At 62.0% G+C, this 13524-nt stretch carries 9 protein-coding genes; 4 read left to right on the top strand and 5 right to left on the bottom strand.

The features are described 5' to 3' along the window. Positions 1-144: 144 nt before the first annotated feature. The 4 genes from HNE04_RS13635 (at position 145) to HNE04_RS13620 (ending at position 3686) form a co-directional block, all read left to right on the top strand. Positions 145-426, top strand: coding sequence for a hypothetical protein (locus HNE04_RS13635; protein ID WP_172219766.1), 282 nt, complete (start codon positions 145-147; stop codon positions 424-426). A gap of 27 nt (positions 427-453) precedes the next feature. Further along, a complete protein-coding gene (locus tag HNE04_RS13630; RefSeq protein WP_172219763.1) occupies positions 454-1803 on the top strand; it encodes a vWA domain-containing protein in 1350 nt (449 codons plus the stop codon). Between the two features lie 257 nt (positions 1804-2060). Further along, a complete protein-coding gene (locus tag HNE04_RS13625) occupies positions 2061-3035 on the top strand; it encodes a helix-turn-helix transcriptional regulator (protein WP_172219760.1) in 975 nt (324 codons plus the stop codon). Between the two features lie 153 nt (positions 3036-3188). After that, positions 3189-3686, top strand: coding sequence for a hypothetical protein (locus tag HNE04_RS13620; protein WP_172219757.1), 498 nt, complete (start codon positions 3189-3191; stop codon positions 3684-3686). A 38-nt stretch (positions 3687-3724) separates the two neighbouring features. Here HNE04_RS13620 and HNE04_RS13615 read toward each other — a convergent pair whose 3' ends face one another. Genes HNE04_RS13615 through HNE04_RS13595 form a run of 5 tightly spaced genes read right to left on the bottom strand, consistent with a single transcriptional unit; the run spans position 3725 to position 13270 of the window. Next, positions 3725-5785 carry a DEAD/DEAH box helicase gene (locus HNE04_RS13615; RefSeq protein ID WP_207717563.1) on the bottom strand — a complete coding sequence of 687 codons (2061 nt, stop codon included), beginning with the start codon at positions 5783-5785 and terminating at the stop codon, positions 3725-3727. Between the two features lie 27 nt (positions 5786-5812). Beyond that, positions 5813-7123 (bottom strand): BREX system ATP-binding protein BrxD, encoded by a 1311-nt coding sequence (brxD, locus tag HNE04_RS13610; RefSeq protein ID WP_172219754.1) that lies wholly within the window; start codon positions 7121-7123, stop codon positions 5813-5815. A 10-nt stretch (positions 7124-7133) separates the two neighbouring features. Next, on the bottom strand, positions 7134-9863 hold the full coding sequence (gene pglZ / locus HNE04_RS13605) for a BREX-2 system phosphatase PglZ (protein WP_328700326.1): 2730 nt from the start codon (positions 9861-9863) through the stop codon (positions 7134-7136). Further along, positions 9860-12478 (bottom strand): hypothetical protein, encoded by a 2619-nt coding sequence (locus HNE04_RS13600; protein ID WP_172219748.1) that lies wholly within the window; start codon positions 12476-12478, stop codon positions 9860-9862. The genes pglZ and HNE04_RS13600 overlap by 4 nt, the downstream gene beginning before the upstream one ends. Positions 12479-12505: 27 nt before the next feature. Beyond that, positions 12506-13270, bottom strand: coding sequence for a hypothetical protein (locus tag HNE04_RS13595; protein WP_172219747.1), 765 nt, complete (start codon positions 13268-13270; stop codon positions 12506-12508). Between the last annotated feature and the right edge of the window lie 254 nt (positions 13271-13524).

Genomic DNA, 13524 nt, shown 5'->3' with positions numbered 1-13524 from the left:
GCGCGGATGAGAAGAGGCTCATGGCGTGAGCCTCGGTAGCGTCCGACAGTCGCGCTAAAAACTGAATGAACGATCAGTGCCGCAGGCTCGGGGCGTGAGCCTCTCGATGCCCACCATGAGGTCTTCGCAGCCAAGGAGACACTTATGAACGCCCTTCGCCTCACTAGCCATGCAGCCATTCGGATGCAACAACGCGGCATACCCGCCTGGTACTTGCGCCTGCTCGTCGAGCACGGGGAGACGCGACATGACGGGCACGGCGCTGTGATCAAGAGCGTCTCCAAGTCCACGCGCCAGCACCTGCGCGGCGTATTGAGCCAGCACGAGTACGCCAAGGCAGAGCGCTACTTCGGCGTCTACGCGGTTGTGTCGCCAGATGACGCCGTGATCACGGCAGCCCATCGCACCCATCGCCGCTTTCACTGACACGCAACTTCTCGAGGAACAAAGCAAATGGAACACGCTCCACATCCCACACTGATTCTCACGCCCGGCCGTCAAGCTGTACCCGCTAACGGTGGAACGCTCGAAGTTTTGCTGCGGCTGCAGGCGCCCGACAGGCCTGCGTCCGACCAAGCAGCCGCGCGCGGGCCGTTGCGGCTGGCCGTCGTCATCGACCGGTCGGGCAGTATGTCTGGTGAACCCTTGCATGAGGCGCTGAAGTGCGCGGAATACATTGCGGCCGGCCTCCAGCCGGTCGACGAACTGGCGGTCGTCCTTTACGACAACCAGGTGCATGTGCCTTTTCCGCTCCAGCGGGGCGGCGACGTTGCAGCTCTTCGCCGGGCCCTGGAGGGCGTCGAGAGCGGCGGCAACACGGCGCTCTTCGACGGATGGGAGGCAGGAGCGACGATCCTCGGGCAAGGCACTGAGCGCTCGATGTCGCGTGTGCTGCTGTTGTCGGACGGCCAGGCGAATGAGGGCCTGTGCGAGCCCGTTGCCATCGAGAAGCATTGCGCTCAGTGGGCTGCGCGCGGCGTCTCGACCACGACAGTCGGACTCGGACGCAATTTCAACGAAGACCTGATGACCGGCATGGCGCGCGCGGGAGGCGGCCAGCACTACTACGGCCAGACCGCGAAAGATCTGCAGGACAGTTTCGACGAGGAGCTTGCCCTACTGCAGTCGCTCTTCCTGCGGCAGGTGCGCGTCAGGCTCGCTCCAGCGGCGGGCGTGATCGTCGAGCCATTGGGTATCGTGCAACAGCTGGCCGACGGGCGGTATGCACTCAAAGATCTTGCATGGGCCTCCGAGGCCTGGATGCTCGTTCGCCTGCATGTTGCCGCGAACCCTGGCGCGGACCCGCGGCAGCCGCAGGCACTCCTCGCCGTTGCGGTGGAAGGGGAGCTGGAAGGCGGCAAGCCGGTAGTCGGGCTTCGCGCCATGTTGTCGCTGCCAGTGGTCAGCGACAAGGATTGCGAGGGATTGCCGCTTGACGAACTGGTGGCACGCCGATTAAAGGAAGTGGAGTTCGGACAAAGCACCGCCACCCTTCGCGACCTGGTCATGGAAGGAAACATCACTGCCGCTGAAAAGCTCCTGACCGAGCTGGAGCGGCAGGTGGCCGATCACCCTTGGCTCGCAGAGAAGGTTGCCGCCTTGAAGCAGCTGGTGGCGCGCGATGCGCCTATGGCGGTGAAAGAAATGCATTACGCCATGCTTCGCACGTCGCAGCGCCTTGCGTCCAAGTCGGAGGGCCAATACCGCGTGTCGGAAACCGACAACTCGGAAATGCCCAAGTTCCTTCGGCGCAAATCGAGCGAAGGTCAAGGCCAAGGCCAAGGCCGCAAGGGCAAGAAGTGACGACAAGACTGGCAAAGCGGCAGGCAAGCCTGACTAGTGCCGTATGGGAGGAATCTCCCGCCTCGGACGGGACGTTTTGCCGATGCGCTCGTTCGTGTACCAGCGCTGAATGCTGATTGAACGACACCAACTCACTCGGAACAAGGTATGTGTACCTCTTTGTTGCTAGTCACTCCTCCCCTTGTGCATAGAACGGCTACTAGCCGCCATCCTCGTTCTGTGAAACACTTTGTTGCGAGGAGGGGAGGCAAGGCTCAATGAGCGAAGTTGTTCGTCTATATCAGTACAAAAGTTTCCTGAGCGGTCGTCGCGCGATGTCCGCGGAAGACCTCATGGAGAAGCTGGAGATTTCGAAGGCGACGCTGAAGCGAGACATCGCCAAGCTCCGCGACCAGCTTCATGTACCGATCAAGTTTGATCGCGATCGCGGCGGCTATGTCATCGAGCAGGGACCGGGGCATACGGATACCGAGCTTCCCGGCATGTGGTTCAGCCCGGAAGAAGTGCTTGCGCTCGTCACGATCCAGCAGCTGCTGGATCAACTAGCCCCGGGCATACTGGGCGCGAGACTCCGGCCGCTGCAGGAGCGTCTCACCGAGTTGATGGCCAAGAACGGCCTCGACGCGGCGGATGTGGGCAAGCGCATCCGGCTCGTGCACGCTGGAAAGCGAAAGCTGAAACCGCAAAACTTTGAGGCCACCGCCGCCGCCACGATCGGCCGCAAGCGCCTGAGCGTCAAGCACTTCAATCGGCAGAACGGCGAGACGACCGACCGTGAGATTTCGCCGCAACGCCTCGTCCACTACCGCGACAACTGGTACGTGGACGCCTGGTGCCACATGCGCAATGACCTGAGAAGTTTCGCCATCGACGCCCTGGCGCAAGTGCACGTACTTGACACGGTTGCGGAAGAGATCCCCGATGCACGGCTGGATTCGACATTGGGCGGGGGCTATGGCATTTTCGGCGGTGTACCCAAGGGTCGCGCAGTGCTGAAATTCGGGCCTGAACGCGCCCGCTGGGTACGCCGCGAGGAGTGGCATCCAGAGCAGGAGGTCAGCGAGGCAGAAGACGGCAGCTTCGTATTGTCGGTCCCGTTCTCAGACACGCGCGAACTCGTCGGCGATATCTTGAAGTTCGGCGACGGGGTGGAGGTGGTTTCTCCGGCAGCATTGCGACGGCAGGTGCAGAAGATGTTGCTAGCGGCAGCGGGGAATTATGTGGGGCGATGAGATGAGATCTTATGCGGGACGGACAATCCAACCCGGATGCCTGGACTGGATGGGTGGCTGCATGAGCAGACCGACGGATTGGCAGTCCCCTTGTTCTCGTCCGAAAGGTGACAAGTGAGATCAAGTATCGCCTGGGTTCGGCGAGCTCAACGCGTGATTGTCATGGTCAGCGAGTTGCATCGAATGGGTTATCAGCACCTGCGCATCATGCCGTACGCGTATCCGCTGGCATGGAGGCTCGCCATCGCTCCACGCAGCTGCTTCTCTGAGGCGCACGGCGCGATCCTGATGGAGGGAACGCATGGATCCACCGCCACCTATTCCGCAGCTGGAGGCGGAAACCACTACTTTGACTGGCGTGATGCGGAGCGGCTCAACGCCCGCTCACTGGCTGAATTGTTCGTTCAGCGTTTCCCTGCTATTGCGGCGAGGGGCCGAGGAAGCGACTGGGCGTACGCTGGCTGGCTGTGCGACCTGATCTCAGTAATCGAGAGATGCGACTATTTGCCGTTGGTGTTATGGGAGGACATTGAGGAAGAGCCCGAATCCCTGCAATATTTGCCACTTTGGTCGATGGGAGAGGATGGTCCCCAAGACACCGCGGGTGGTCAGTTCGCATTGCCGCCCTTACGTGACACAACGGATTTGTAGTCCGGCGGTTATTTCAGGCGTTCTTGATGACTCGAGAATCAAATGGAGAGGAGCTTCAATAAATTAGTTTCGTCCAGGGATCTGCTTGCGAAGACCGCTGCCAATAGTTCGGCGGGGAGGCAAGCAGCGAATTTCAATTCACTGGCTTCCGCCAAATCTTTAGCAAATGCCAGCCTGGCACCTGGCTCAATCGGCCGAGCCGTCAACGCTGGTACGGATATACCAGGACCCGTCTCAACCCAAAGATCATCAACTCGCGTGCTTCCAATTGAACCGAGTCGTAGAGCTACGGCGTTGTTGACTGCGCCACCGGCAAATGTCCACCAGCGAAGTCGCCCCGAAGGTAAATGTTCGAGCAGGAGCGATCCCTGGCGGTCCGGTGCAGTGATCAGGTTGCGAACTTCCTCGAGCTGCTGCGTACCTCGTTTTGAAAGCCCCAGACCAGCATCGCCTTCGTTGAGTAATACGCGTCGCATCGCCTGACAGACTTCGAAGCCCAGCCACCTCGATGTTCCCAGCCAGCGGGATTTGCCTTTGTCCGCCACGGGTTCCACCGATACCGTGCGCTTTGGCCAATCAACAGAAATCACTTTCCAGCTTCGACCGCCGAGTAGCAGGACGGTTGGACTATCCTTTTGCTGCTGAACAGCCATAGGATCAACGTATCCCAGTTCCGTGGCTCCGTGTCGGGCCACGAGAACCATAGGGCTCGCGAATGCCGACAACAAGTCGAGGAAATGGCTCCGTCCGAATAGCTTCTCGCCCATCGGTCCCATCGAAGCGAGCCCGCTGCTAGTGAACAAGATCTCCTTAGCGACCATGAAATCAAATGTGGCCGCCACTGTCTCAGATTTAAGCTCCGGAAACTGCGATTGAGTCGTGCTCACGAGCTCGTGCGACGGAACCCCAGGGCGCTCCAGTATTAGTGCCATCATCTGTTGCGCCACCATGTGCCAAGGCAAAGGCGGGGGTGCAATGTGTTCAACATACTTCTCGCGCCATAGCGTCGTGATCGCGCAGGCCAACAAGAAGGCTTCATCGTTCGTTGTCAAAAACAGGAAACTGCGACGGCTGCCTGTGCGTCGCCCAGTCCGGCCCATGCGTTGTAGGAATGACGACACTGTGCTGGGAGAGTCGATCTGAATCACGTAATCCAAGTCGCCCACGTCAATTCCGAGTTCCAGCGTGCTGGTGGCGACGATCACGCAGTCCCGCTCCTCTGAAAAAGCCGTCTCGGCAAGTTTTCGTTCAGACGCGCTTAGTGATGAATGCGAGACAAAAGTCCGGGTGTTGAGGGTGCGCAATGAGACCGCCAATTCCTCGACCTTAGAGCGGCTGTCACAGAAAACTAGGCGCTTCGAGCCTCGATGTAGCCGGGAGATGACGGTCGCAGCATTCGCAAGGGATCCAACGTGGTCGATAGTTACATCGGCATCCGTGGTCACCAAGGAAGATCCAACGACCTGCCGTTCTCCTGGGCCCGCGAACCAGTCCAAAAGTCCATCCGGGTTGCCCACCGTCGCTGACAAACCAATCCTTTGAATTGGCTGCCTTGCATAGGCCTCGATACGCTTAACGACAGCTCGCAAATGCCAACCTCGGTCATCACCCGCGAACGCATGCAACTCGTCTACGATCACCACGCGAACATTGCCGAACCACACTGCACGATCTACCTTCGTAGAAATGAGCATTCCTTCCAACGACTCCGGGGTAGTCAACAGGATGTCTGGTGCCGTGCGTTTGGCGCGGGCCTTGGTCGCTTGTCCTATGTCACCGTGCCAGACTTGTACTGTTCTACCGACGAAACCAGCGTATCGAGACAGGCGCGATTCAAGGTTGTTCAGTAGCGCCTTGATTGGGCACACGTACAGCACGCTAGGTCCTACCCACTCCTCGGTCGCCATGCGCGACAAGATGGGGATCGCTGCCGCTTCAGTCTTGCCGCCGGCCGTCGGCGCGAGGATCAAGCAATGCTTGCCTTCCAAAATCGGTACTACAGCGTCGGCCTGCGTCGAGCGCAAGCCGGTCCAGCCCATCGAGTTGACTATGTGGTACTGCAGGGCGCCGTGCAGGCGTTCGAAGGCCTCCACGCTCATGGGCAGTCACCAAGGTTGTCGACAAGTTCAAAGCTCAATGTCATCGACCGAGCCCACGCCAACCGCGGCGCGCTCCTGCGCAGTCATCTCACTCTCGGCGATGGTCAGTGCGTAATGCTTGCGAGGATCGAAGTCCTCGAACTGATCGACGCGATCCATCACGTCTGCCACTAGCTTCTTCAGGAACAACCTTGGCGAGACGCCGACCTTTCCGCCCAAGTTCCCCGTGACAGCCTTGGCCAGCGACTCGACATATGTGTCGTCAACCAGGGTACGAAACCTGTGACCTACCGCTGCTCCCTCGGCATAGATGTCGCGCACTTTGCGACCGACTTCAAGCAGTGACTCATGACCGAACGCTGGCAGCCGCACCTGCACCGCCCGCGGGTTATCAAACCGCGAGTCCGTGCCGAAGTCAACGTGCAGCCGTTGGGCCAGCGGCGCGAGCCGCTGAACGCCCTGTGCCCCTTCGTAGAAGGCCTGGGTGCCAGTGATCAAGAGGTACAGGCCGGGGAAGCGGCCGGCGTCGATCTCGTCGATCCATTGCCGTAGTGCATTCAGGCCCCGCTCGCGCGTGTCGGCGCGCATGCGTTGTAGCGTTTCAACCTCGTCCAACACCAGTAGCAGTCCGCCGTAACCCGAGTCGCGCAGCATGGTCAGCAGGCCGGACAGAAAGTTGGTGGCGCCAAAGTGGTCGATGTCCCCCTTCACGCCAGCCGCGCGTCGGATCGACGCTGCCACGTTGGGCTGGCCGCTGAGCCAGGCCATCAGCCCATCGGCCGTGGCGTTGTCACCGGCCTGCAACGCGCGGCGGTACGCCCGAAGGGTGGCCGAAAACGCCGGTGCTACCTTTGTGACGCTAGCAAGCCGCGCCTCCATCAACGCTTCGGTCTTCGACAGCAGCGTTGCCTCATCCGTAGGGTCCAGGCTGGTGTCCTCCAGCACGTCACGCTCCAAGGCGTAGAACCAGCCGTCAACGATGCCGCGAAATGCGCCTTCGCCGCTGTCGGCCGTTGCAATGCGCTCCACCAAACGCCGGTAAACCGTTTCCAGGCGATGCAAGGGCGTCTCGGTCTCCGAAATCTGTACCTCGCTAGTGGCCAGTCCCCGTGCCCTGGCCCGCTCCTGCAGCCAACGGCCGAAGAAGGTCTTGCCTGACCCATACTCGCCCCGAATGGCTTTGAAGGCTCCACGGCCGGCCGCAACGGCATTCAACTCTTCATCCAGCGTTCCCTGAAGGCGGCCGTATCCCACGGCCAGAGCATCGAGGCCTGCCTTGGGCACCGTGCCGCGCCTGAGGGCTTCGATCACCTCGGCTCTTCGTTGTGGGCTGATCATTTCGTAGCTCTCATCGTACCGTCACCCGAAACTGACGAGCGAGCAGTTCCATGTTTAGTTCCACGCTACCGGCGGTCTCGTCGAGAACGAGCACAGCGGCCTGGTCAACGTTGAGCACGCGCTTGGCTGCATTCACGAAGCCGCTGATGCGCATGGCGGGCATACCCAAACGCTGCGCGAGCGCCGCTTTGGATAGCTTCCCGCCTCGAGCCGCCAATGCATCCAGCAGTGCCCGAACGTCAGCATCGGCGGGTGCCACGCGCGCCGCAAGTGCCTTCTGCGCAACGTAGACTGATGACGCCTGAAGCGCTTCGATCCAGTGCACGCCAGGCGCCGGTGATGCCGCGGGCGCTGCCCCTCCGAACAGGTCAGGGTGCGGCGTGGCCACAGGTTTCGGCTTCAGTGGCTTACGAAACAACGCCGGGGCTTCAGGGACCAATGGCGGCGCAGACTCGAATGGTGCCCACCAGTCCGGCTGCGGCGCTGCGGCCACCTGCCAACCCTTGAGGGGCATGTTGCGCGGCGTGAACACGCTCAAGGGGACCACCACTTCCTGCGCCGAGACGCCACCGTGATAGCCGTTTTTCTTGGCTCCGTGTCGAACGCTTTCCGACCAGGCACAAACCACCGCGTTGCCTGCAGCGGTCTTCACTCGGCCGCCGTCGAACTGAAACTCACTCTCGTCCAGGGGGCCTGAAGGCAGGCGCCAGCGATCACCATCGCCTTGGCCACGCTGCACGGTGCCATCGTCGATGACGTGTCCATGGTCGGCAGTGATGATCACCACACGTCGTGCCCGGCGAGCTTCGCTTAGCAGGGGGCCCAGCAACCTCAGATCATCGATCGTCCATCGCACATGGATCTGGTTCGAGCCACTCAGGTGGTCGTCCACAGCGTTGTAGACCACGGCCACCACCTGCTGCTGCGCCGAGGCGATGGCGTCTCGAACCACGGATGACAACCCCTCGGAGTCAGCCAGATCCCCCTTGTGGAACACGATCGGCGCTGTACCTGCGCGTGACGCCGCCACGAGCGCTGCATGGGTCGAGAACGCCGACTTTTCCTGCGGAGCTGCACCCGCAACGAGGCGGCCCGACAACAGGCTAGTCCGGCTCACTTCGGTAATTGTCGGCAGTGCCGCTATGCCAACCGAAAGCGTCGGCGGGGGGCCAGCGACATGCTCGTCCCAGCCCAAGGCCTCCAAGTCCTCGCAAAGCTCGCGGAAAATGCTGTAGCTCAGGCCATCCGCCACCAACAAGAGCACCGGCGCCTGCTGCGCCAGCGGGGCAACAAGCCGCTCGTTGATCGCTTCGACCGGCATACATGCAGCCTCGGCCCGCGGCTCACGGTTCCAAACCTGCAGCGCTTGCGCGAAGGCCTGATTGAACACCTCAGCCTTCTTGCGTGCCGCGTCGCGCAGCGCAACGAACGCGGAAGAAAGACCAGGCAAGTCGTCACCGCCAATCAGCTTGAATCGCGCCCAGTCAACGAATGCGCCTTCGCGGGCATACATCTGCGCGAGCTCTGCGAGCCCCGGTGTGGCTCCGTTCCCGCGGCCCTTGTTCTCAGGCCGTTCTGCCATCATCCATCGGCACAAGCGAACCGCCATCTTCACCCGCAACATCCGGGTGCTTGCCGCGTCGGCATGGGCGTGGGTCGCGGCCGAATCAGCAGCGCGCTCGGTGGCCTGAAGAAGGGCAGTCGATGGATCGGCGATAAAGGACTTCAGCGCATCTGCCAGCAACCCGAGCCGCTGCTCCAAACCCAGTGGAAGCGCGTCGCTCAGGTGCGCGTAGGCATCCACATGCAACTCGCGCAGCAGGGCCTCGGCACGTTCGTTCACGGCGTGGCGCAAGGCCGGAGTCAAGGGGGTCAACGCGCTGACGCTGAGAAGCTTCGCCGCGTCAGCGGCCCAAAGGCGCCCATCGGCAATGCCGATTCGCTTGTCGCCCATGAACCGTTCGAGACGAATCGCAGCTGCCGCCAGTTCGTGAACACCTTCGCCATGAGGCGACAACACAACGCCGCAGACCAAGCCGAGCGGCACTGCATCCTGGGTGTTGCCTGCCGTGACGCAGCGGATGACGAGCGTGCCCACAGCTCCGCCTGATTCGCCCAGCCAAGCGGCGATCTGCGTCTTGGCGGCATCTGGCAAATCGGCAAACATCCCGGCCGAATCTGCGCCCAGCGACCAGTTCAACAACATCGCCGCGTCTGGCCGCGAGGCTTCCAAAGCGAGGCACCGGCCCAGGATGTGGCGCCAAGCCGTATCCATGTCCAGAAAGCCGTTCGGCACGGGCGGATAGGCGCCCATGCTGGCGCGCTCCACCAGCAATTGGGCCATCCACCGGAACCGGCTCAGCCGCGCGTCGATCTCGCGTGCCTTGAAGAGCTGTTGGACCATGCCCCAGGCGTCGGGCTGAAATACCTGGGTGCGCGCCAGCTGTGCTACGACATCGGCGCCCAACTCGCGCGAGGCCACCGGGGTCAGCAAAATGAGCCCCGTGGCCGCTTGCCCATCCGCCACGTCATCCAGCGCACAAAGTGCTTCTCGGGCCATCAATGGGCTTTCGCACCAGCGGAGCTGGAAGGCCCTGCCCGACAGCGTAATGGCTTCGGGCCACTGTGCCTTGGCCGTGGCCTGGATGGCGATGACCCTGGCATCACTCGCGCGGTCAAGGACCGCGCGCGCTTGCGCCTCAATTTGAGGGAGCGACAAGGGCCCGGCAGCCACGGTCACTTGCTGCTCCCCAGCTTCTCGAGCCGCCATGAGATTGATAGCCGCAGTTCGGTGTCGCTGTCCAATTTCGCATGCAGGTCGTCCAGCAGGGCTAGCGCCTGGGTGCTTTCGAGGTCCATCGCAGCGGATTCCTGCACGATCACCGGCGGTTTGGGTGCAATCCCGCCCGGTGGCGCTGGCGCCGGCCCGGTCGGCGGCAGCGGTGGCGTCACCGGACCTGTCGGCGCGGGCCCAGAAGTGGGCGGTGCAGGTGGTGCCGGCGCCGCGGTCAGCAGCCGCACGGCCTTGCCGCGTTGGTCATCCAGGGTTGCCTTCAGTCCAATCGCATGCTCGTCGGCAGCCAAGGCCTCGCCAACCTTCGCCACGATCGCCCGCGCCGCCGCTTGTCGGTCGTCGGTGAGCGCCTTCATCGCCTCGAAGATTTCCCAAGCCGCGGTGCGCGCCGCTTCGTCCAGCTCGCGAGCCTTGGCCAGAGTCTGGCGCATGGCAACTTCAGAGGTTTCTATCGACGCCTGAGCGAGGGTTGTGACGACGGCGGCGCCTTCGGCACTCAGCAGGCTGGCCACCAAAGCCAGTGCAGAACGCGCCGTCTGCAGGCGATGGTTGTCGCCCGAAGTCGGGAACAGGGCTGACTTCTCGTTCAGCGTCTTGACGAGGCTGACCATCGGCTCCCGCGCCTCACGCGCCTTGGCCTGCACGTCTTCAACCAGCTTGGCCACGTTGCTCGCGTTGCGCGAGGTGGGGATGGTCAAACCGAACAGCGCCGCAGCACGCTTGCAGGCGTCCTCCCAGTCAGCGTGCTCGGGTAGCGTCTGCTCGCGCAGTTCCAGGTCGTCCGGCATCTGGTCGATGCCGGGTGTGTAGGGCACGTTGCCCTTCACGAAGCGGCGGTTGGTCTGCCCTGCGAACGTCAGGATGATCAGGTTCTGAGCCTCCGCCGGCAGCCCCATCGCCTGCGGTTGGTCCATCCAGCGGCGCAGATTCGCAACCGTGAACGTGGCAGCTTCTTTGGCTTGCTCACGCAGAAAGTGCGAGCGCCAATGGTCGCCCAGCACAAAGTGCGTCTCGCCCGTCTTGCCGAGCTGCACCGGATCGGCGATCGATCGAATCAGCTGCCGCACCACGCGGTCGCTGACCAACGCGCGCCCGTCACTGGCCGCGACGGCACGTTCAAGTTCGGGCCAAACCTTCTTCACAGCCGCCAGCTTCACCTCGGCGTCGAAGACCGGGTGCGCCGGGTACTGATGCCTGAACAGTTGATCCAGCAGCGCCTCGAAAGCCGACTTCAGGTTCGCACCCACTGGCGGCAGAGGCGTCAGGGTCTGGTCCAGCGATCGAAACTGGTCTTCTGGTGCCAACGGATTGACCACCGCGTCGCGCGAGTCGCCTGCGATGCCGTAGGCCACCTCCAGGTACTGCCGAACGCGCTGCTGCAACTGGTCGCGTTGATTGCGCAGCAGCGCCTGCGCTGGTCCGCGGTCGACCAGCGCCAGGTGGGCCGCCAAATCGTTGAAACGCTCGCCCGTCAAGATGTAGTCCAGCACCACCAGCCGGCCCAGATCATGCTGGGCCTTGGCACTGAAGAACGAGGGCATCCATACCAGCGTTTGCGTTTCTTCACCGCGGTACGCCGCCAAGCGCGCCAGGTCATCAGCGGGTGTGTACTTCTGGTCGTCGAACGGAAAGTCGATTACCACCGTCCACGTGCCGGGGCGCCCACGCAGCTTTTCGTCCGACATCTCGCGCACGTTCTCGTACAGCACCTCCACCTCGCGGCGCGTGCCGCGCCACAGCACTGGGTACGTCGCGAACATGTCGTTGGTATCGGTCACGCCGAGCTGCTCGAACAGCATCTCGCGCACGCGTCGCCGGCGGTTACCCGGGTTGTCGCTGGAGGCTGCCGGGCCGCGCACGATGGGTTCGATGTCCACGCCGGTGACCTGGATTGAGATCAGATTGTTGGAGTCGTCGGTGACCTTTATCTCACCAATGTCAGCGGCCCACTCCTTGCACTTGCGCAGTACGTCCTGGGTCTCGCGGCCAGGGATGGGCGACTTGATCGTTCCGTGATTCAGGGCCGCCAGGCGCTGAGCCGTCAAGGCCTTGAGCGACTCAACCTCGGGCACCAACGCGCTCAACAGCAGTGTCTTGATCAGCCGAGCGTCGTTGCGCAGCATGCGGGCTTTTGCCGGATCGGCATCACCAATGCGGATGTTCTCCCACGTCACGCCGTGCTGCCGCTCCAGATGCGGCAACAGCTTTTGCTTGTAGAGCCGCTTCGCGTTGTCGAAGTGGATGCGCATCGCCTCGGAAAATGGCTCATCGCCGTCGGCAATCACATCGAATAGATCGCCCACAGGGATGATGTGCCCCAGCTCCAGATCGTCACGCCGATCCACCAGCAGTTGCAGCATCAGCTTCAACGCGGTGCGTTCGCGCTGTAGCGCAGCCGACACGGCAATCAAGGTCTGAACCAACGCCGGGCTGAAGGGGTAGACCTTGCGGAACATCTCTTTGTCCGCGGTCTCGGTGAGCAGCGTGTTCCAGACCTCGGGTCTGACCCGCTGAAACTCATCGAAGGCGTTGCCGAGGGTCTGTCGAGCCGCCTCAGACACCGGCTTCAGCAGCTTGATGGGTGATTGTCACTGAGCACCCGCAACGCGTACCAGCGCGAGCAGGGCTCGAAAAGCCGCATCGGGCTTGTCGCTTTTCCAACGATTGGCAAATCTCGCGACGATCTGCAGATTCCCCGACTCGTAGTGTCCGTCTGAGTCGATGCGGTCAAGGGAGTGCGCCAGCTCAGGGTCACCTTCCTTCAGTTCGACACGGGTGAGGGCACACCGGCCCTTGCTTGCTGCCAAGAGCAGGCGAACGTGCTCTAGGAAATCCTGTTCGGAGAGAAAGCGGAATTCCTTGGTCTTAGCCACCGTCACCGCTGGCAAACCGGATTGAGCCACGGTCTGCTTTACGGTTTCTAGCAACGCGCGCGCGATATCCGGCGGGGCGTGCCATCGCTGGGGCGAGTGTTCAGCAAGTCGCTCAACGAAGCGCTCCGCGAACCATCGCGTCTGGTCGAAGCTGAAGCCCAGCCTGATAGCGTCCGCCGGCTGGGCCGCGTGGATCCCAGACTCTCTTGCCCCCATTTCGCGCCCTACATGCACCAGCCAAGCTCGCACAGCCGCCACCTCTGCCGGATCCCACGAGATTCCACGTGGGTCGATCGCGAGCTCTAGTTCGTTCTCTTTACGTTTGACGTTTCTATAGATCGACAGCACCCACTTGGCTGTGCTGCGGTTCTCGAAATAGAGGCCGTCCGCCAGCCGATTGCTTTCGTTTAGGCGTAGGCCGGTCCTGCGATGTTTGATGAGGGTTGCGAGGGTACGAAAATCTTCGTCGGTAACGGCCATGACCACCAGCTTATCGCACCTTCTGATTAACGTCATCTGTTTCGAAACGGATCGGTCCTTGTCCGCTCGTATTCGTCCAGGCTCGGCTTGGAGGACTCAGAACCTCACCGAAGAACTTGCGTTTGGGCCAAAACGATGGTTTGACCGGTGGATTGAGGGTCCGTCGTAGCGTCTAGTGCTTAGTCCCCCGCGCACGACCACGATCTCGTTCGCTGCGCACGGCGGCCTGTGGGCGACATAGATGGTCGCCGAAT

Origin of the sequence: Caenimonas soli, from assembly GCF_013155545.1 — a bacterium.
In the GTDB taxonomy this organism is placed as follows: domain Bacteria; phylum Pseudomonadota; class Gammaproteobacteria; order Burkholderiales; family Burkholderiaceae_C; genus Ramlibacter; species Ramlibacter soli.
Note: the sequence above shows the minus strand (reverse complement) of the source record. Positions and strands in the feature narration are given on the sequence as shown.